Source organism: Prevotella vespertina (assembly GCF_009728485.1).
Taxonomy (GTDB): domain Bacteria; phylum Bacteroidota; class Bacteroidia; order Bacteroidales; family Bacteroidaceae; genus Prevotella; species Prevotella vespertina.
In genome coordinates, this window is sequence record NZ_VVIQ01000005.1 from 145509 (window position 1) to 165967 (window position 20459).

The window sequence follows — 20459 nt, forward strand, 5'->3', positions numbered from 1 at the left end:
AATGCAAAATACAAATAATGAGACTGTCTATCGACAGAAGCTAAAGGGGAAGATTCTTAAGATTGCTGCTACATTATTCCATCAACATGGAATTAAACAAGTTAAGATGGATGATATAGCTAGTGATTTAAAGATATCAAAGCGTACATTATATGAGATTTACGAGACGAAGGAGGACTTACTCTTTGAAGTTTTACAGCGTAGGGCAGATATAGAACGCCAACAGGTTATAGAGTTTGATAAGCCTGGTATGAACGTTATCAACATTATTCTTGAGGTCTATAGGGAGCGAACATCAGAGTTTATCACGATTAACCCTCTCTTCTTTGAAGACCTTCAGAAATATCCCAATCTGTTAAGCTATGTGAGGAAATTGCATGAAAACAGAGAGGCAGAGATGGTGGACTTTATAGAAAGAGGTAAGAATGAAGGCTATTTCCTTGAGCATGTAAACTATGATATAGTTCGTGAACTTTCATTTGCTTCAGAGCAGTTTGTTATGAATAACTGCCTCTTTAAAAAGTATGATATGAAGGAATTAAGTCGTATTATGATCATGTTGTTTGTTAGAGGTGTCTGCACAGATAAGGGTATTAAGCTATTGGATCAATACTTCTCTGAAAGCTAATACTGCCTTTACCAATAAAGATATAGTAAGGATAACTTCCATTAAAAGATAATTAAGATGAAGACTAACACATATAAAACGCTACTATTAACATGCTTAGTAGTAGTCTTTCTCTTGTTACTTCATTTCCTACCAACATTCAAGATAGGGGATACAGAACTGAGAGAAATTGATATTTTAAGTGATTTATCACGGCAGAAGAAAGAGCTGAAAGATGTAATTCCTGCTCCTAAAACTCCTTCTACAACCCTTGCTTTGGAGAAAGATGGAAAAGTCATTAACTTCAAAGAGCAGTGGCCAAAAGGAACAGAACGTATCGTCGACTATTCTGAAGGTAAGCCAGGTGGTATGGAGCACTTCTATGAGCAATTAACAGCACTGAAGGAGAAGAAGAACTTAGGTCGTCCTGTTCGTATAGCTTACTTTGGCGACTCTTTTATAGAAGGAGATATTCTCTTGGCAGACCTTCGTGAGGAACTCCAGAAGTATTATGGTGGAGAAGGCGTTGGATGGTTAGATGCAGGTAATGACCTTAATCAATACAAGCATACAACAACTCAGAAGTTCACTGGACTAACAGAACATTTAGTGAAGAAGCCTGATTCTTATGATGTTCTTCAAGCAGGTATGGCGGAACGTTATTATCCTCTTTCTGGACGTGCAAACATTACTCTTGCCCCTTTCATGGCTCATGAATATCCACGAACTGAAAAGTGGAGTACAACACAGCTTTACCTACGTGCGAAGAATGGTGCTAGTGTAACTTTCCATATTGATGGAGGTAAGTCTACTACCGAACAGGTTTCACCTTCTCCTAATGTTCAGATGGTAAGATTCAACGGAGCAACCTCTCATGCTTCTATAGATATTTCAGGTACTAATGCAACTCTCTTTGCTACAGCACAAGAAGGCAATGGAGGTATAGTTCTTGACAACTTTAGTATGCGTGGTTCTAACGGGCTATCCTTATCAAAACTACCAGAGACCACACTACGTCAGTTTGCTCAAGTTCGTCCTTATGATCTCATTGTCTTCCAATTTGGAGCCAATGCCATCACTCCTGCATCTAAGGAAAGAGAGCTACAAACATATACCTCTAAGATGAAAAGTGTCATACAACTCTTCCATAAGTGTTTCCCAACAGCAAGTATACTTGTGATAGGTGCGCCAGATAGAGGTTCGAAGTCTTCACCTGATGGTACAATGGAGGGAGTCAAGATGCTTGTTGGTTATCAAGACCAAATGGCTTCCGATTGTAAAGTTGCTTTCTATAGTCTCTATAAAGCAATGGGTGGTCCTGGCACGATGATGCGCCTTGTTGATGAGAAGAATATGGGTTCTAAAGACTATGTTCATATTAATTTTAAGGGTGGTAAGTATGTTGCACCACGCATCTTCAAGTCAATAGTTGCTGGTCAGAACAACTACGCAAGAAAGATGAAACTTATACAGAAATAATAATCCAAAGTATATTACTATAATGATCCAAGATATATTATCTTATTTCGCATCACTAGATTTTAGCAAGATTGCTAACATCTTACTCTATAACCCCCACGAGCCTTTACTCTTCTCTTCTGGGGCTTTCTTGTTCATCTTCCTCTTCTTTATGCTGGTCTATTTCTGCTTGCGTAAGAAGGTCGATGCACGCCTATTGTTCGTGACCCTCTTCTCTTACTATTTCTTTTATAAGAGTAGTGGTTTCTATTTCTTCCTACTTCTAATTGTCACTGTCAGCGACTTCTATATTGCACGACGAGTAGCACGTGGGAAGTATCCACGATTATGGTTAATTTTGAGTCTCCTCATTGATTTAGGTTTACTTGCATACTTCAAGTACACAAACTTCTTTGCTGGTCTTATCGCACAGATGATAGGAGGAAACTTTCAACCATGGGACATCTTCTTACCTGTCGGCATTAGCTTCTACACTTTCAAGACAATCTCTTACGTAGTTGACATTTATAGGAAGAAAGCACAACCCATGGAGTCATTGTTAGACTATGCCTTCTATGTAAGTTTCTTTCCAACGTTGTTGGCTGGACCAATTACACGTGCAACCGACTTTGGTCCACAGATTCGTAAGCCTTTACACATCTCTCCAGAGATGTTTGCACGTGGTGTATTCTTCATCATTATAGGTCTGTTCAAGAAAGCTGTTATTTCAGATTATATCTCACAAAACTTTGTAGATCGAATCTTCGATAACCCTACCTTGTTCTCTGGTGGTGAGGTATTGTTGGGGCTTTATGGCTATACAATTCAAATCTACTGTGACTTTTCGGGCTATTCAGATATGGCTATAGGTATTGCCTTATTGATGGGTTATGAAATACCGATGAACTTTAATGCGCCGCTAACAGCTGATTCCATGACTGACTTCTGGCGTCGCTGGCACATCTCTCTCTCGACATGGATTCGCGACTATGTTTATATATCTTTAGGGGGAAACCGAAGAGGAACATTCTTCATGTACATCAATCAAATGATCGCCATGACAGCTTGTGGTTTATGGCACGGAGCTTCCCTTAACTTCGTTCTATGGGGCGTTATCCATGGTGCGCTTGTTTGTTTACATAAGTTCTGGTCGCAAACTATAATGCGTCATGATCGGCACTATCACCCAGCGGGCATTCGGCGCTTCTTCTCAGTATTGATTACCTTCCACGTTCTCTGTTTTACATGGATATTCTTCCGCTGTCGTGACTTTGAAAGTGCATGGATTATGATCAAGCAAATGTTTACGAAATTCAATCCATCTGTTCTCCCCGATGTCTTTGTAGCTTATAAGTATGTCTTTGCTCTAATGGCATTTGCATTGATTACCCATTTCTTGCCTAACTCTTGGCAAAATAATAGTGTGAAGCTCTTGCAAAAGGGTGGGGTTGTTCTTTCTGCTGTAGCTATCACCATCGTGATATTTATCATCATGCAGGTGAAGAGTTCAGACGTACAACCATTTATTTACTTCCAATTCTAAATAGTCTAACTGCTCTTTATGAAATCGTTTCAATTTCGTGAGGCAGTACAAGATTGTTGGATAGCCTTGATGTGAATAAAAAGAGTTGGATGTTTTATAAAAAATAAGAGAATAAGAACTCATTTCCTCTCTTTCTCTATACATTAGTTGTATGTGCCCAAATGCTCTCAATGAAAGTGTTTGGGCACTTTTATTGAGGGCTTAATTGATGTCTAACTAAAAGTCCATTTCACCTCTAACTTAAAGTACAATCGTCGTTTAACTTAAAGTACAAACCTACATTAACTTAAAGTCTATTTGTTGTTTAAGTTAAAGTCTAATTGCTGTTTAAGTTATAGCATAATTCCTCATTTAAGATAGAGTAATTGCCATGGTTACTCTATCATCAAATTATCGGTTCTTATGCTTTACATACCACTTATGAACGAAGAACGTATAAAAGACAAGGCTGATAATAAGCATTGTCAAACTTACCCATAAAACCAATATGCGGTTACAATGAAGTAAGGCAAAAGAAAGAACTAATCCGATACCTATTCCTGTCTCCCAAGCTAGTATAAACGTACTTTGACTTGTGCCACGTTGGCAGTGTCCTGCTAGCTTAATAAAGAAGAGTAAGAAACGACTACCTATGATACCAACGCCAAAACCTGTAAGTATGGGGGCTATATAAGTTACACTTGATTGGTTCCTTGTGAGCATTAATAAGACGGCTCCCCCCATAAAGAACAAGCCTGTTGTGGCTTCACTACGAAGGTCGGCATTACTGAACGCAAATCGTTCGGCTAATAACGCAAGGATGAAGCCTAGCATTATAAAAGCATAGAACCTTGGGGTTTGCTCAATCGTTAACAACAAGCCCACGACAATGGTGATGAGGGTTGTATTAATGAACAACCAATGACTACCCTTTAATAAGAATCTATCTAATGAGAATCTGCATAGATCTTCATTAGGTAACCTAAAGGGAAAACGTACAAAGCTAACAAGGACAAAGGATAGCAATACACAACAACATGATGCCAATAGCACGAAACCAAAGTTCATAGAATGATAAACGATTAACCCTACTATCGGTCCTAATGCTAGTGCAAAACGTCCGAACCATGTTACTGCATGATTAGCCTCGGTGCGATGTACAGCCTCAACATTATCAATTACAAGTGTACTCAACAAGACTAGTTGTGATAAGCCATAGAACGAACCTTGTAAGAATCGTAAACCAACTAGAAAGATGTAGTCTATGTTGATATTAGGCATTGTTGCCAAATAATAGAGTATGGCTGTCACTGCTAATAGCAATAGCGTTGATAGTAAGAACACCATCTTACGGCGATAACGTTGCACGAGATAAGCCGAACTATTGCCAAAGAGATACATTCCAACAAAGAAGATTCCTAATACCAACGCTATCTGTGGCATCGTATACCCATCACTCCTCAGTCGTATCGGTATAGCTGGAATCAACATATAGGATGACATAACCAACAGCAGGTTTGCTATTGCCAGTGTCCAAAAGTGCTTATCCCATAACCGTACATGAATAGGGGTATTCTGAGTATCCATAATTCTTGTCTTTAATATCAACTAAGCCTTAACGCTTTGAGGTTTCATAATAATGACTTAATAAGACTCTTCAATAGAAGGGAAAGACTTCTCCTTTACACACTTAATGTATTCTTGTACTCCTTCTGTCATGCACTTATTGACATCGGCAAAATGGCGTAAAAACTTAGGCTTGAAACCTTGTGTCATTCCAAGAGCATCGGCATATACAAGTACTTGACCATCCGTTTCATTACCTGCGCCAATACCAATAGTAGCTGCCTTTACCATTGAGGTTACCTTTGCTGCCAATGCAGATGGTACTTTCTCTAGCGTAATAGCACTAACACCTGCGGCATCTAACGCTAAGGCATCGTCAATGAGTTTCTGTGCTTCTGCGTCTTCTTTTGCACGAAGCCCATAACCACCAAACTTATGAATACTCTGTGGAGTTAAACCAAGGTGACCAATGACAGGAATGCCAGCATCAACAATACCTTTGACAGTGTTAGCAATCTCTTGACCGCCTTCCATCTTTACTGCACCAGCACCAGTTTCCTTAATAATGCGTATAGCATTACGAATCCCCTCTTCACGACTTACCTGATAAGAGCCAAATGGCATATCACAAACAACAAGGCAATGTTGGCAAGCCCTAACAACAGCACGTGCATGGTAAATCATCTGATCAATAGTAATAGGGGTTGTGTCCTGATTACCTGCCATTACATTAGAAGCTGAATCGCCAACAAGAATACTATCAATACCAGCAGCGTCGATTATCCCTGCCGTTGTGAAATCGTAAGCTGTCATTTGAGTTATTTTCTCACCTGCAGCCTTCATTTCTAATAGTGTCTTTGCTGTTACTTTCTTCTTATCTGTTGTTAAATATCCCATATATACCTTTTACCTTATTTTAAGTTTGTGTGTGCAAAGGTACTTGTTTTTAGTTATTTGGCAAAGTAAAACCAATATAATTGCGGATAACCTTATCCGTGTATTTCTTTATTTCATGTATAGGATTCGTTGTAGCTAAGCCAATCACACAAGCACCTGATGCTACACCGGAACGCAATCCATTAAAGCTATCTTCAAAGACAACACATTCCTTGGATTGTACTCCAAAGCGGGCTGCTGCCTTGAGATAACAATCTGGTGAAGGCTTGCTTTCTTCAAAGTCTTCAGATGTTAAGATTGCATCGAAATAGGATTGAAACTCTGGATGTTTACGATAAACATTTTGCATCTTCTCACGATTGGAACTTGTAACAACAGCTGTCTTTATCCCTTTCGACCTAAGCGCTTTAACGAAAGGTTCAAAGCCGTCAACATAGTTGAAAGGCATACTCTGTTCAAACTCATTCAGCTTATTTGTTATTTCTTGTTGTTTCTTCTCCTCCCCAGCGAAGTATTTATCATAGATTTGGACTAAGGTCTGCCCCTTAATGATATATTCAAAGTCGGCTATTTCAGGGCAATATTCCTTCTTCATTTCACTCCAAAACGAGGTATATAATGACTCGGTTTCAAACACAACTCCATCTAAATCAAACAAACAAGCTTTTATCATTCTTTCTCCTTGATTAATATTCTATACAATGCAAAGTTACGAAAACTTTTTGTAACTTTGCCTTCGCTAATTAATAATTAGGAAGGATACGGGTGCTGTTGATGAGTATTCTTCGTAGCATATAACAATACAACTAATGATTGATATTATAAAGAAATACTTCCCTAGTTTAACTACAGAACAGGAGGAGCAGTTTAATGCGCTTAATGCTTTGTATCATGAATGGAATGCGAAGATAAACGTTATCTCTCGTAAGGACATTGATAATCTCTATGAGCATCATGTTCTTCATTCTCTTGCAATAGCTAAGGTGATAAACTTTCGGGATGGTACTAATGTGTTAGACTTTGGAACAGGTGGAGGGTTTCCTGGTATTCCACTTGCCATTCTCTTTCCTGAAGCTAATTTCAAACTCATTGATGGTACTGGCAAGAAGGTGCGTGTTGCACAAGAAGTTGCTTCTGCGATAGGACTTACTAACGTTCTTCCTGCACATTTAAGAGGGGAGGAAGAGAAAGGTAAGTTTGATTTTATAGTATCTCGTGCCGTCATGCCACTTCCTGATTTAATGAAGATTGTCAAAAAGAATATAGCTCGTGATCAGCATAATGTCTTGCCCAATGGTGTAATAGTTCTTAAAGGAGGAAACCTTGAAGAGGAGTTGAAACCTTATAAGAATATTGTGGAGAAGACAGAGATATCACAATGGTTTGATGAGGAATGGTTTAAAGGGAAATATCTTATTTATGTACCGGGATAAGTCATATAGTAACCTTATTCAAACGACTTTATCTTACAATTAACATCCAAAGAAATGCTAAGAATCCAGACCTTTGAGGTTAATCCTCTACATGAGAATTGTTATGTCATCAATGATGAGACAAAGGAATGTGTCATCATTGATTGCGGTGCGCTTACTGAAGCCGAACAGAATACTGTCATTACATATATAAGGGAGGAAGGCTTAAAGCCTGTTCATAATCTTGGTACACACGGACATTTAGATCATCATTTTGGTGATGCTGCAATTCTATCTGCATTCAACTTACAACCAGAAGTTGCTGAAGGGGATAAGGGGCTCATGCAACACCCGAGAGAAGCAGCCTTGCAAATGTTAGGGATGGATTTGAATATAGACCTTCCTACAGGTAATTTGAAACTTACCGAAAATGAGGAAGTTAAGTTTGGTTCGCATACCTTTAAAATCATTCGTACACCTGGTCACTCACCTGGCTCTGTATCGTTCTATTGTGCTGAGGAGAATGTATTGTTTACTGGCGATACACTCTTTAAAGGAAGTATAGGTCGAACGGACTTCCCCGGAGGGAGCATGTTTCAAATAATTAGTAGTCTGCGTGAACTTGCACAATTACCAGATAAGACGATTGTCTATCCGGGGCATGGACCACAAACTTCTATCGGGTTTGAACTTGCTCATAACCCATATATGGACAGATAATTAGCAGACGATCGAATGCAAAAGAAAAGTGTTACGCCAGAAAAGATTCTCTTAGGGATTGATCCAGGTACTAATGTCATGGGCTATGGAGTTTTACGTGTTCGTGGCAATAAGGCGGAACTCGTTGTTATGGGTGTAATAGATATGCGCAAAGAGAAAGATGTCTATCTACGCTTAGGTAAGATATTCGATCGTGTTTCTGGTATTATAGCAGAGTACCTTCCTGACGAACTAGCTATTGAGGCTCCCTTCTTTGGCAAGAATGTACAATCAATGCTAAAGCTTGGGCGTGCTCAAGGTGTAGCGATTGCCGCCGCTATTCATCGTGACATTCCAATACAAGAGTATGCTCCTTTAAAGATTAAAATGGCAATCACGGGCAATGGTTCTGCATCCAAGGAACAAGTTGCAGGTATGTTACAGAAACTCCTTCACCTACGTGATGATCAAATGCCACACTTTATGGATGCTACCGATGCTGTTGCTGCTGCTTATTGCCACTTTTTGCAAATGAGTCGCCCTATAACTGATGCCCAACACTACTCCTCTTGGAAGGACTTTGCTAGGAAGAATGCAGAGCGAATTAAATAGGAATTAGCACCCGATTGTTGGTGCTGTTTAAAGGTGGTTCATACTTTAAGTTAAACGAGGCTTGTACTTTAAGTTAAACGATGTTTGTACTTTAAGTTAAAGGTCAATCGTACTTTAAGTTAAAGGTTGAATGTTGTTTTACTTTGTGTTTCATAGAGAGTGAAATGAGAGATGAAAGCTACTTTAAAGGATTGTGTTTTCCATTGAAATGAATGAGTCGCAACGCACTTATAGTTATCTAAAAAAGTCACCATACTTAGCATTCTGAATATGCTGTAAGTAGGGTGACTTATGATTTTATACCTTTATCTTGATAGGATTGATATCAGATGAAAGATAAAGAAAAACTTTAATCGATGTTCTCAAGAACGGCTAAGAGATGATCCCAAACCATTTGAACAGTTGGAATAAGCAAACATTCATCTGGTGTGTGGACATATCGTAATGTTGGTCCGAAGCTAATCATATCAAGCTCTGGATACTTCTCTGAGAAAAGACCGCACTCTAATCCTGCGTGGATACCGAGGACACGTGGCTCTTTTCCAAAGAGTTTCTTATACTGTTCAACGGCGACATTTACTAACTCGGAATTAGGATTCATTTTCCATGCAGGGTAACTGTCGTTTACAACAACTTCGGCTCCAGCTAATTCGAAGCAAGCACGAACAGTGTTCGTCATGTTCTCAAGGTTACTCATAACATTAGAGCGCTGTGAACTAACGATGACAAGCTTGTCTTCTGAAGTCTGGATGCTAGCAACATTGCTTGATGTTTCCACCATATAGGCTAAAGCCTCATCTTGACAATTTGTCAATGGACCATTATCAAGAGCTTGAAGTGCAAGAATCGCATTGTGAGAAACCTGTTTAGGCATAACCAATGCCGCATCAGCACTTTGAAGTGACCATTCCATCGAGGTATCTGTTACGTGGAATTCATCTTCAACGTTCTTGCTAAAGATGTTCCAATCAGCTTTCACCTCATCCTTATGGTTTGCTGGGACAGCAAAGAGTATTTTACCATCACGAGGGATTGCATTATGCATCTTACCCGAGTTCCACTGACTCAAACGTAGATCTAATTTGTTTTGTTCCATATAAAGGAAACGTGCAAGGACTTTGATTGCATTCGCACGCTTCTTGTTAATGTCATCACCAGAATGACCGCCGACTAACCCTTTCAAACTAGCTTCCATAAAGAAGTAGTCCTCTGGAGCTTGCTCACGATCCAAACTGAATGTAGCAGTTGTGCTATTACCACCAGCACAGCTAACAAAGATCTGACCTTCGTCTTCAGAGTCTAAGTTGATAAGGTACTTCCCAGTCATGAAGTTAGCTTCTAAGCCGAAGGCACCTGTTAAACCAGTCTCCTCGTCGCGAGTAAAGAGGCACTCGATAGGTCCATGTTTAATGTCATCTGAGTCAAGGATAGCTAACTCTAGTGCAACACCAATACCATCGTCAGCACCTAAAGTAGTACCTTTTGCGTGCAACCATTCACCATCAACATAAGTTTGAATTGCATCTTTATGGAAGTCAAACTCAACGTCAACAAGTTTGTCACAAACCATATCCATGTGACTCTGAAGAACAACAGTAGGCACATGCTCCATACCCTTCGTAGCAGCCTTAGAGATAAGTACATTCCCCGTCTTATCTACCTTAACATCGAGGTTACGAGCTTTCGCAAACTCTTGTAAATACTTAATCATTTGCTCTTCGTGCTTTGAAGGACGTGGTATCTGATTAATTTTCGCAAACTGCTCGAATACTCGAGCGGGTTTTAATTCTATATTCGCCATATTTAATAATATTTTATTTTGTTATCTTGCTCTTTTATATTACCTTTGCGCCGATAAACAATGCAAAGATAAAGAAAATGCTCGGAACATTATTATACTCATTGTTAATAATTGCTATTGCCATGTTGCTCTTAGGAGTGCGTGTTATGCTAAAGAAGAATGGGAGTTTCCAGTCACAACACATATCAGACAATGCCTACTTAAAGGAGAAAGGTATTAGATGTGTAATAGATCAAGACAAAGAAGCTCGTGCAAAGAACAAAGCTTATTAAAATAATCATTTAAACATACAATAATGAAGAAAACATTTTGTAGTATTGCAATGCTGGCAATGACAACATTCGCTTTTGTTGCGTGTAACAACCAGCCACAGAAGAACGATACAACAGAGACACAGTCAGGTACAACTGCAAGTGCATCAACCTCTGGGGCACAGAAGATTGCTTATGTAGAAATAGATTCTATCATGAGTCAATATACTTATTGGAAAGATGTAACTAAGATTATAAAGGCTAAAGAAGCTAACATTCAACGTACATTAGCTGGAAAGCAGAAGGCTATTCAAACTGCTGCTCTTAACTTCCAACAGAATGCCCAGGCTAATAAGTACACTCAGGCTCAGGCTCAACAGATTCAAGCAAGTATTCAGAAGCAAGCTCAGGATGCTGATGCTCTTCAACAGCGTTTGGGTGCTGAATATCAGAGTGAGGTTGCTAAGTACAATAAGGCTCTCTCTGATAGTGTTCACAATTACTTGAAAGAATACAATAAGGATAAGAAGTATGCTATTATCCTTGCAAAGAGCGGAGACAATATCCTATATGCTGATCCTGCTTACAACATTACAAACGAGGTTGTAAAAGGTATGAATCAAGCTTATAAGGGAATGGGTAAGTAATTGATAACTAAGAATCAATCGGGTTTCCCTGATTGTTACTTATTTATAATAGAATAGAAGTCAGTTGAAACCTTTTTCAACTGACTTCTTTTATTATATTTAAAGTAGCCCAATACGATAACTCTACTATCTCAATAATCTTGATACAATTCGGTCTACAATCTTTTTACTAATTGTCCTTTAATATACTTCTGATTATAAAAGTAAGGAAAGAGCGAATACTTATAGATTGGTGAGATAGTTTATTCCACGAATCATGATAGAAAGAGTGCCAATCAAAATAGCAACTTACAGGAGAAGGCTATGTTGATTGGCACTATCTTTATTTATAGCGTTTATTGTGCTTGACTAATATGAATAAAGTTTTAATCATTCATAGAAAGAAGGAATTCCTCGTTATCCTTTGTGCGAGCCATACGATCATGAATAGAGTTCATAGCCTCGATAGGATTCATATCAGCAATGTACTTACGGAGGATCCACATTCTATCAAGTGTTGTGCGGTCTTGCAAGAGGTCATCACGACGAGTGCTAGAAGCTACAAGGTTGACAGCTGGGAATATTCGCTTGTTGCTCAAACTGCGATCGAGTTGTAACTCCATGTTACCCGTACCCTTAAATTCTTCAAAGATAACCTCGTCCATCTTAGAACCAGTATCAATCAAAGCTGTTGCTATAATAGTCAACGATCCACCACCTTCTATATTACGTGCAGCACCAAAGAAACGCTTAGGTTTCTGCAATGCGTTTGCGTCGACACCACCAGTAAGAACCTTACCAGAAGCCGGTGCAACTGTATTGTAAGCACGAGCTAAACGTGTGATAGAATCGAGGAAAATTACCACATCATGCCCACACTCAACCATACGTTTCGCCTTCTCTAGAACAATACCCGCAATCTTCACATGACGTTCTGCTGGTTCATCGAAAGTTGAGGCAATCACTTCCGCATTAACTGTTCGTGCCATATCGGTAACCTCTTCAGGACGTTCGTCTATTAATAGCATCATCAGGTAAGCCTCGGGATGATTTGCTGCAATAGCATTAGCAATGTCCTTCATCAAGATAGTTTTACCAGTCTTTGGCTGTGCAACAATCAGTGCACGCTGTCCCTTACCAATAGGGGAGAAGAGGTCAACTATACGTGTAGAGAGATTGGTAGTTTTTGGATCATTACAGAGAGAGAACTTCTCTTCTGGGAATAATGGTGTAAGGTGCTCAAATGGAATACGATCACGTACCTCAGCTGGTTTCCTACCATTGATCATCTCAATACTTGTCAATGGGAAGTATTTCTCTCCTGCGCGTGGGGGGCGAACAAAGCATTCAACGACATCACCTGTCTTTAAACCATATTGTTTAATCTGATTGTTTGAGACATAAACATCATCTGGAGAAGAAAGGTAATTATAATCACTTGAACGTAAGAAGCCATAACCATCGGGCATAACTTCTAATACTCCATTTGCCTTGATAATGTTAGTGAAGTCATAAGCCTCCTCATTACTAACCACTGGTGCATCATACATTGCAGGTGTAGAAGGCGTCTGAGTTGGCATAGTAGGCTGGTCAAACATATCGTAGTTTGGTACCGCACCTTGATCCTCAATAGGGAGGTCAACTATAGGTATAAAGTCTGTTCCATCACCTGGATCACCAGCCCAAACCCCTTCAGGGACTACTTCTGTATTATTATGTGCATTGACCTTTTCTTGTAAACGAGCTAAGAGTTCCTCCTTATTCTCGGCATCCTCTTTAACTGGCATGCTTGAGAAATGGTCTTCAGGAATAAAATTATCTTCCATAGCTTCTGGTATAGTTTCTTCAACTATAGGTTTTGTCTCCTCCTGACTTTTTGTTTCCATCTTCTTAGCCTCTTCTTTGGCTTTGAGTGCTGCTTCAGCGGCAGCGATAGCTTCGAGTTCAGCTTTAGACTTTCTACCTCTATGCTTAGGCATTGAGGCTAGAATCTCCTCTGGTGTTTTCTCGGTTTCACTTGCTTTTTTAGGTGCTACTTCCTCTTTAAAGAGTGAAGGTTGTGCTTCTCCTGTAGGCTTATTCTTCTTAACATCGAAATTCTCCCCTTCATCGCCATGCACAGAATATACCCTGTCGGTATCCTTCCGCGTTATTCTTGTGCGCTTCCGCTTTGACTCCGATGGTCGTGCAGTACTAAGCTCTTCAGCCTGACGGTCAAGAATAGCATAAACCAATTTATCCTTGTCGTCGCCTTGATTATATACTGCACCAGACTTCTGAGCAATAGTTTCAAGCTCAGAAACATCTTTCTCTAATAGTTCTTCTTTGCTTAACATATATAATATATGTAGGAAATTATATCTTTGATTTGTTGTGTTTCTTAAAGAGAAACATCAGTAATGTGTCTTTTTGTGCTTGCAAAGGTATAATAATTATTTGACTCCTACAAGAAAAGACATCATTTTTTGCCTTAGTCCTCAATGAAAATTATAAAAAGGGTAGAAATCAAACCTTATTGATTCTCAGCTCTTACACTGATATAAGTAAAGAGGAAGCTCTAACTTAAAGTACGATTGATGTTTAACTTAAAGTATAATTGATGTTTAACTTAAAGTACAAGTGTCGTTTAACTTAAAGTACAAGTGTTGTTTAACTTAAAGTACAAGTGTTGTTTAACTTAGCGTATAAAAAACTTTAAAAGTGACAAGAAAAAAGGCTATAATCTCTAGTTGATTATAGCCTAATTACTATTTCTATGGTTGTCCCATCAATTACTGGATAGTTGTTTTATTGATAAGACTTTTAGACATTAACTTTTAAGTCCTTATTGATGCTGTTCACGCAGTAAATCGTTTACTGTTTTAACGGGGTTGAAAGTGATAAGTGGAACTTCAACGAAGATAGTATTCCAGTCGCTCATGGCTCCATTCCAAAGTCCAGGCAACTCTAAAGCTTTCAGTTCACGTCCGTTCTTAGACTTGGAACTAATGAATCCCGTTGACTTATCAACATGCTTTGTTAAATCAAATGGCTCGCCTTTATAGTTCTTGATGGCACAAACAATATCCACAGGATTGAAGTGCGTTCCATCGGTAAACATCTTCACATAATCCTTATTGCTCTTATCAATCTGTGAGCTTTCAAGAATCTGCAAACTAATTGTCCCATCATGGTTATAAGCTAAGAAAGGTCCACCACCTGGTTCTCCCACGTTCTTAACCATTCCACATACACGCATTGGTCGGTTCAACTTGTCATAGAGATATTGTGCAAGGGCAGAGTCATCTAATGTCTTTGCTTCAGAACTCTCGCAGAATAAATTATGCTGTAAGAAACTTAGTATTTCCTCTAGCTCAGTACGTGTATAACAGCCCTTATCCAACAGGTGTAAGTAATCGAATGTTTGTTTCTGTAGTTCCACGAGTTTTCCTGCAATTACCATCTTCCAATCGATAGTTTCTTTCTTCAATCGATCAGGAACAACATTGTCAATGTTCTTGATGAAAACAATATCAGCCTCGAGGTCGTTTAAGTTCTCTATCAATGCACCATGCCCACCTGGACGGAAGAGCAAAGAACCATCATCGTTGCGGAAAGGACTGTTGTCTGGATTTACAGCTATCGTGTCTGTACTAGGTTTCTGTTCCGAATAAGAGACATTCAGTTTAACATCGTATTTAGCTTCATATTGTGCTATCTTCTCTGTTACCTTTTGTTTAAAGAGTTCCAGATGTTCATGCGAGATCGTGAAGTGTACGTATGCTTGCTTGTTACTAGCAGCATAAAGTGCAGCCTCCACTAAGTGTTCCTCAATCGGCGTGCGTACGCCATCGTCATACTTGTGGAAAGAGAGTAGACCTTTGGGGAGTTGCCCATAGTTTAAACCTCTTATATTTAATAAGGTGTCAACGATCAACTTATAGTCCCCATCTTTCATTAATTCATCTACGCTCTTCCCTTCATTCTGCTCACATTTCTGATTCAACTCATTGAAGAAAGCAAAATCATGTATATTGTCAAAGAACTCCCTTTCGAAGTCATTTGTAGGCTTCTGGTTTACACCATTAAGGAAAGCAAACAGATCTTTAAACATACGACTAGCAGCTCCCGAAGCAGGTACAAACTTCACAACTCTATGATCTCCACTTTGATAAGTCTTCCAGCTATTACATACCTTCTCTTGCTCTTCACCACTCATCAAAACGATACCTTTGGTTGGTGTTGCAGCAGCTTCTAATTTTAAATAGGGGAATCCTAATTTAAACTCTTCAAGCTGTCTATTGATTTGTTCTTCACTTATTCCTTTACTAGTAATCTGTCTTAGGTCAGTTGGGTTCATCATATTCGATAAAGTTTTAAAAAGATTGTTTTGTAATTGCAAAAATAACGAATTAATTTGTAAACAAGCAAGTAATTACTAGTTTTATTCCTTTAAGTGTCATTTTTCTTGTACCTTTGTCTGCGAACTATAATGGGTATGCTTATGGAGGATAAATTCATTTACACGGAAGAAGAGAGACTCTTATCCGACCAATTACTAGAAGAATTGAAGGGACTTCTTGAGCCATTATTTGCAGAAAGTGACCTTCCGAAGTTGCGTAAACATCTTGATGAATCTGTTATTAATAATAAGATTCAACGCAATGTATTTGGTTTGAACCCGATACTTTGCTCTATACAAACAGCCATTATTGCCGTAAGGGACATTGGGCTTAAACGTGACTCTGTCATTGCCATTCTACTTTATCAAAGTGTGCAGGATGATAATCTGTCATTAGAAGATGTAAATAAACTTTTTGGTGAAGGGGTTTCTAGAATCATTCATGGTTTAATTCATATACAGACTCTTTATCAAAGAACACCAATCATAGAGAGTGAGAATTTCCGCAATCTCTTGCTATCCTTTGCCGAGGATATGCGTGTAATTCTAATCATGATTGCCGACCGAGTTAACCTCATGCGTCAGATACGAGACGTTGAGAATACGGAGGCAAGGCAGAAGGTGTCAGAAGAGGCAAGTTATCTATATGCCCCATTAGCACATAAGCTAGGACTCTATCAGCTAAAGAGCGAGCTAGAGGACTTATCTTTAAAGTACTTAGAGCATGATGCTTACTATCTGATCAAAGATAAACTTAATGCTACTAAGACAGCTCGTGATGCTTACATTAGTCGGTTCATTACACCTGTCAGCGAACATCTGAAAGCAGCAGGATTGAAGTTCCATATAAAGGGTCGTACAAAGTCCATTCACTCCATCTGGCAAAAGATGAAGAAACAGAAATGTGGCTTTGAGGGTATCTATGATCTCTTTGCTATTCGCATTATCCTCGACTCACCAGAAGACAAAGAGAAGATGCAATGTTGGCAGGCTTATTCAATAGTCACCGACATGTATCAGCCTAATCCAAAGCGATTAAGAGATTGGCTTTCAGTACCAAAGTCAAATGGCTATGAGTGTTTGCACATCACAGTGCTAGGTCCAGAGAAGAAGTGGGTTGAAGTACAAATACGTACCGAGCGTATGGATGAGATAGCCGAACATGGTTTAGCAGCTCACTGGCGTTATAAAGGTGTAAAGGCGGAGGGCGGTATGGATGACTGGCTAGCCTCTATACGTTCAGCCCTTGAAGCAGGAGATAATTTAGAAGTCATGGATCAGTTTAAATCTGATCTTTATGACAAAGAGATATATGTCTTTACACCGAAAGGTGACTTATTGAAGTTCCCTAAGGGTGCAACGGTGCTCGACTTCGCTTATCACATTCATTCACGTGTGGGTAACCAGTGTGTTGGAGGAAAGATTAATGGTAAGAACGTGTCCTTCCGCACGGAACTTCATAGTGGTGACATGGTAGAGATTCTTACTTCGTCTACACAGAAACCACGACAAGAGTGGTTGAAGGTCTGCAAGTCATCACGTGCTAAATCCAAGATTCGTCTTGCGTTGAAAGAAACACAAGCTAACGATAAACTCTATGCAAAGGAGTTGCTGGAACGTCGATTCAAGAATAAGAAGATAGATGTGGATGAAGCCTCAATGGGGCACCTTATTCGTAAGCTCGGGTTTAAGGAAGGTTCCGAATTTTACCAACAAATAGCTGATGGTAAATTAGATCCTAACTATGTCATTGATGAATATCAGAAGATATATAATCATCTTCATAACCTTAACCAACCACGTGAGGCAGAGAGTGCAAAGAACTTTGAGTATGAGAACCCAACGCCAGACATTCTGAAGAAGAACGATGACGTTTTAGTTATTGATAAAAACCTCAAAGGGTTAGACTTCTCTCTTGCTAAGTGTTGCCATCCCATCTATGGTGACTCAGTCTTTGGATTCGTGACAGTTAATGGCGGTATTAAGATTCATCGTTGTGATTGCCCCAATGCTCCGGAAATGCGTAAACGCTTCGGCTATCGTGTTGTGAAAGCTCGATGGAGTGGGAAGGGAACGTCACAATACGCTATCACCTTACGAATCATAGGTAATGATGACATTGGTATTGTAAGTAACATTACGAATGTTATTTCAAAAGATGAGAAAGTCGTCATGCGTTCAATCAATATTGATTCACATGATGGATTGTTCTCTGGCAACCTAATTGTTATGCTAGACGATAACTCTAAGCTGAACATTCTGATGAAGAAGTTACGTACGATAAAAGGTGTGAAGGAAGTCGTTAGAATATAAATAAGGTAAGGCTTCCTTTAGATACAGAAGAGACTTTCCTCCATGTGAGGGAAGTCTCTTCTTCGTTTAGTATATCGAAGAACTATCAATAAGTTTCATTTCCTGTTATGGCATGGTATTTGTAATTTAGTCGGCGTGAATATAAAATTATAATAAATATAACTATGCAAAAAGGAAATATTGGGGTTACGACCGAGAACATCTTCCCCGTTATCAAAAAGTTCTTATACTCAGATCATGACATCTTCTTACGTGAGATGGTCTCTAATGCTGTAGATGCAACGCAGAAGTTGAAGACACTTGCAGCAACAGGCGACTTTAAGGGCGAGTTGGGCGATTTGACCGTTCGTATCACCTTGGACGAGAAAGCAGGAACACTAACCATCAGTGATCGTGGTATTGGTATGACTGCAGAAGAGATTGAGAAATATATTAACCAGATAGCCTTCTCTGGTGTAAACGACTTCTTGGAGAAGTATCAAGATAAAGCAGAAGCCATCATTGGTCACTTCGGACTTGGTTTCTATTCTTCTTTCATGGTAGCTAAGAAAGTAGAAATCATTACTAAGAGCTATCGTGAGGGGAGTAAGGCTGTAAAGTGGAGTTGCGATGGTAGTCCAGAATATACACTTGAGGACGCAGATAAGGCGGACAGAGGAAGTGATATTGTTCTCTACATCGATGATGATTGCAAAGAGTTCTTGCAGAAGTCTAAGATAGAGGAGTTGCTGAATAAGTATTGCAAGTTCATGGCTGTTCCTGTTGCCTTTGGTAAGAAAACAGAGTGGAAGGATGGTAAGAGTGTTGAGACGGATGAGGATAACATTATTAACGATGTGGAACCATTGTGGGTTAAAGCTCCATCCAGCCTAAAGGATGAGGACTATAAGAAGTTCTATCAGACGCTCTTCCCAATGAACGATGAACCATTGTTCTGGATTCACTTAAACGTTGATTATCCATTCAATCTCACGGGTATTCTTTACTTCCCACGCATTAAGAATAACATTGAGTTACAGCGTAACAAGATTCAACTTTATTGCAATCAAGTCTTCGTTACTGATCAGGTGGAAGGAATAGTACCAGAGTTCTTGACATTGTTACATGGTGTGATTGATTCACCAGACATTCCTTTGAACGTCAGTCGCAGTTACTTACAGAGCGATTCAAACGTTAAGAAGATTGCATCTTACATTACCAAGAAGGTAGCAGACAGATTGCAAAGCATTTTCAAGGAAGACCGTAAGGAATATGAGAAGAAATGGGACGACTTGAAGCTCTTTATAAACTATGGTATGTTGTCAGAAGCTGATTTCTATGATCGTGCAAAAGACTTTGCGCTTATCAAAGATACAGAAGGCAAATACTTTACGTTAGACGAGTACAAGACTCTCGTAAAAGATAATCAGACAGACAAAGAAGGAGTGCTTGTCAATCTTTATACAACTAATAAAGAAGAGCAGTACACTTATATCGAGGCTGCAAAACAAAAGGGATATAGCATTATTGACGCAAGTGGACAGCTAGATGTACCAATGTTGTCAATGCTCGAACAGAAACTAGAGAAGACACGCTACGTTCGTGTTGACTCAGATATTATTGATAGAATCATTCAGAAGGAAGACGCACCTAAGAATAATTTGTCAGAAGAAGAGACTGACAATCTGTCAGAGACTTTCCGTTCGCAGATGCCTAAGATACAAAAGGCAGAGTTCAATATTGAGGTGCAGGCTCTGGGTGAGAGTTTCCAACCGGTGCTCATTACACAGAACGAGTATATGCGCCGTATGAAGGAGATGAGTCAGTTCCAGCAAGGGATGGGCTTCTATGCACAAATGCCAGATGCTTATAACTTTGTTTTGAATGCCGATCATCCACTTATTAAGAGAGTATTGAATGAGGTAACAGAAGGTACAACCAAGGAGTTAGAGCCTATCGCTAGTGAGTTGAAGGGACAGAAGGCTCGACTTGCAGCTTTACAACAGTCTCAGAGCAAGAAGAAGGCTGAAGAATTGACACAGGAGGAGAAGGACGATGTACAGAATACGCAAAAGTCTATCTCTGAATTGCAAGATAAGAAGAAGACTGTTATTGAGGCTTGCGCAAAAGATAATGAGGTTGTTCATCAACTCATTGATTTAGCATTGCTTCAGAATGGTATGCTTCAGGGAGCTGCATTAGACAAGTTCTTGAAACGTTCTGTTAGCCTTATTAAATAAGGTGAATCAATAGAAGAATATTAGCCGTAAGATAACTACTTTCGTTAGTTAACTTACGGCTTCTTCGTAGATGAACTTATACGTGCAAAGCAATC

Annotated in this window: 16 protein-coding genes; 10 read left to right on the forward strand and 6 right to left on the reverse strand. The window is 39.3% G+C overall.

What is annotated here, in order from left to right:
* The first annotated feature begins 1 nt into the window (after position 1).
* From F0475_RS06385 to F0475_RS06395, 3 genes are read left to right on the forward strand one after another with little or no spacing between them, the layout of a single operon-like run.
* Positions 2-628 (forward strand): TetR/AcrR family transcriptional regulator, encoded by a 627-nt coding sequence (locus tag F0475_RS06385; protein WP_155715966.1) that lies wholly within the window; start codon positions 2-4, stop codon positions 626-628.
* A gap of 57 nt (positions 629-685) precedes the next feature.
* On the forward strand, positions 686-2086 hold the full coding sequence (locus F0475_RS06390; protein WP_155715967.1) for an SGNH/GDSL hydrolase family protein: 1401 nt from the start codon (positions 686-688) through the stop codon (positions 2084-2086).
* A 22-nt stretch (positions 2087-2108) separates the two neighbouring features.
* A complete protein-coding gene (locus tag F0475_RS06395) occupies positions 2109-3608 on the forward strand; it encodes an MBOAT family O-acyltransferase (RefSeq protein WP_009434125.1) in 1500 nt (499 codons plus the stop codon).
* Positions 3609-3998: 390 nt separating this feature from the next.
* Here the strand turns inward: F0475_RS06395 and F0475_RS06400 are convergent, their stop codons facing one another.
* From F0475_RS06400 to F0475_RS06410, 3 genes are read right to left on the reverse strand one after another with little or no spacing between them, the layout of a single operon-like run.
* Positions 3999-5174, reverse strand: a complete 1176-nt coding sequence (locus tag F0475_RS06400) for an MFS transporter (RefSeq protein WP_155715968.1) — start codon at positions 5172-5174, stop codon at positions 3999-4001.
* Between the two features lie 57 nt (positions 5175-5231).
* Complete coding sequence (gene panB / locus F0475_RS06405) at positions 5232-6050, reverse strand: 3-methyl-2-oxobutanoate hydroxymethyltransferase (protein ID WP_009434133.1); 819 nt, start codon at positions 6048-6050, stop codon at positions 5232-5234.
* Positions 6051-6099: 49 nt separating this feature from the next.
* Positions 6100-6723 carry an HAD family hydrolase gene (locus F0475_RS06410; RefSeq protein ID WP_155715969.1) on the reverse strand — a complete coding sequence of 208 codons (624 nt, stop codon included), beginning with the start codon at positions 6721-6723 and terminating at the stop codon, positions 6100-6102.
* Positions 6724-6859: 136 nt separating this feature from the next.
* Between F0475_RS06410 and rsmG the strand changes: the two genes are divergently transcribed.
* The 3 genes from rsmG to ruvC are packed head-to-tail and all read left to right on the forward strand — an operon-like array spanning position 6860 to position 8773.
* Positions 6860-7483, forward strand: coding sequence for a 16S rRNA (guanine(527)-N(7))-methyltransferase RsmG (gene rsmG / locus F0475_RS06415; RefSeq protein ID WP_009434190.1), 624 nt, complete (start codon positions 6860-6862; stop codon positions 7481-7483).
* Between the two features lie 54 nt (positions 7484-7537).
* On the forward strand, positions 7538-8182 hold the full coding sequence (locus tag F0475_RS06420) for an MBL fold metallo-hydrolase (RefSeq protein ID WP_155715970.1): 645 nt from the start codon (positions 7538-7540) through the stop codon (positions 8180-8182).
* 15 nt (positions 8183-8197) lie between these two features.
* A complete protein-coding gene (ruvC, locus tag F0475_RS06425; RefSeq protein WP_009434230.1) occupies positions 8198-8773 on the forward strand; it encodes a crossover junction endodeoxyribonuclease RuvC in 576 nt (191 codons plus the stop codon).
* 349 nt (positions 8774-9122) lie between these two features.
* Here the strand turns inward: ruvC and F0475_RS06430 are convergent, their stop codons facing one another.
* Positions 9123-10574 (reverse strand): aminoacyl-histidine dipeptidase, encoded by a 1452-nt coding sequence (locus F0475_RS06430; RefSeq protein ID WP_155715971.1) that lies wholly within the window; start codon positions 10572-10574, stop codon positions 9123-9125.
* A gap of 77 nt (positions 10575-10651) precedes the next feature.
* Here F0475_RS06430 and F0475_RS06435 point away from each other — a divergent pair, with 77 nt between their 5' ends.
* Together F0475_RS06435 and F0475_RS06440 are read left to right on the forward strand one after the other, a co-directional pair.
* Positions 10652-10846: a hypothetical protein gene (locus F0475_RS06435; protein ID WP_009434048.1), complete on the forward strand. Its 195-nt coding sequence runs from the start codon at positions 10652-10654 to the stop codon at positions 10844-10846.
* Positions 10847-10869: 23 nt separating this feature from the next.
* Positions 10870-11472 (forward strand): OmpH family outer membrane protein, encoded by a 603-nt coding sequence (locus F0475_RS06440; protein WP_155715972.1) that lies wholly within the window; start codon positions 10870-10872, stop codon positions 11470-11472.
* 365 nt (positions 11473-11837) lie between these two features.
* Here F0475_RS06440 and rho read toward each other — a convergent pair whose 3' ends face one another.
* On the reverse strand, positions 11838-13787 hold the full coding sequence (gene rho, locus F0475_RS06445) for a transcription termination factor Rho (protein WP_155715973.1): 1950 nt from the start codon (positions 13785-13787) through the stop codon (positions 11838-11840).
* 488 nt (positions 13788-14275) lie between these two features.
* Entirely contained in the window at positions 14276-15793 is a 1518-nt protein-coding gene (locus F0475_RS06450; RefSeq protein WP_155715974.1) for a DUF4301 family protein, read from the reverse strand.
* Positions 15794-15934: 141 nt separating this feature from the next.
* Between F0475_RS06450 and F0475_RS06455 the strand changes: the two genes are divergently transcribed.
* Positions 15935-18145 (forward strand): RelA/SpoT family protein, encoded by a 2211-nt coding sequence (locus F0475_RS06455; protein ID WP_036894653.1) that lies wholly within the window; start codon positions 15935-15937, stop codon positions 18143-18145.
* Positions 18146-18309: 164 nt separating this feature from the next.
* A complete protein-coding gene (gene htpG / locus F0475_RS06460) occupies positions 18310-20364 on the forward strand; it encodes a molecular chaperone HtpG (RefSeq protein ID WP_155715975.1) in 2055 nt (684 codons plus the stop codon).
* The last annotated feature ends 95 nt before the right edge of the window (positions 20365-20459 follow it).

Excerpts from the sequence above, each read along its gene's own strand:
- F0475_RS06385 (WP_155715966.1), top strand. The coding sequence starts at position 2 with ATGCAAAATACAAATAATGAGACTGTCTATCGACAGAAGCTAAAGGGG.
- F0475_RS06390 (WP_155715967.1), top strand. The coding sequence starts at position 686 with ATGAAGACTAACACATATAAAACGCTACTATTAACATGCTTAGTAGTA.
- F0475_RS06395 (WP_009434125.1), top strand. The coding sequence starts at position 2,109 with ATGATCCAAGATATATTATCTTATTTCGCATCACTAGATTTTAGCAAG.
- F0475_RS06400 (WP_155715968.1), bottom strand. The coding sequence starts at position 5,174 with ATGGATACTCAGAATACCCCTATTCATGTACGGTTATGGGATAAGCAC.
- panB (WP_009434133.1), bottom strand. The coding sequence starts at position 6,050 with ATGGGATATTTAACAACAGATAAGAAGAAAGTAACAGCAAAGACACTA.
- F0475_RS06410 (WP_155715969.1), bottom strand. The coding sequence starts at position 6,723 with ATGATAAAAGCTTGTTTGTTTGATTTAGATGGAGTTGTGTTTGAAACC.
- rsmG (WP_009434190.1), top strand. The coding sequence starts at position 6,860 with ATGATTGATATTATAAAGAAATACTTCCCTAGTTTAACTACAGAACAG.
- F0475_RS06420 (WP_155715970.1), top strand. The coding sequence starts at position 7,538 with ATGCTAAGAATCCAGACCTTTGAGGTTAATCCTCTACATGAGAATTGT.
- ruvC (WP_009434230.1), top strand. The coding sequence starts at position 8,198 with ATGCAAAAGAAAAGTGTTACGCCAGAAAAGATTCTCTTAGGGATTGAT.
- F0475_RS06430 (WP_155715971.1), bottom strand. The coding sequence starts at position 10,574 with ATGGCGAATATAGAATTAAAACCCGCTCGAGTATTCGAGCAGTTTGCG.
- F0475_RS06435 (WP_009434048.1), top strand. The coding sequence starts at position 10,652 with ATGCTCGGAACATTATTATACTCATTGTTAATAATTGCTATTGCCATG.
- F0475_RS06440 (WP_155715972.1), top strand. The coding sequence starts at position 10,870 with ATGAAGAAAACATTTTGTAGTATTGCAATGCTGGCAATGACAACATTC.
- rho (WP_155715973.1), bottom strand. The coding sequence starts at position 13,787 with ATGTTAAGCAAAGAAGAACTATTAGAGAAAGATGTTTCTGAGCTTGAA.
- F0475_RS06450 (WP_155715974.1), bottom strand. The coding sequence starts at position 15,793 with ATGATGAACCCAACTGACCTAAGACAGATTACTAGTAAAGGAATAAGT.
- F0475_RS06455 (WP_036894653.1), top strand. The coding sequence starts at position 15,935 with ATGGAGGATAAATTCATTTACACGGAAGAAGAGAGACTCTTATCCGAC.
- htpG (WP_155715975.1), top strand. The coding sequence starts at position 18,310 with ATGCAAAAAGGAAATATTGGGGTTACGACCGAGAACATCTTCCCCGTT.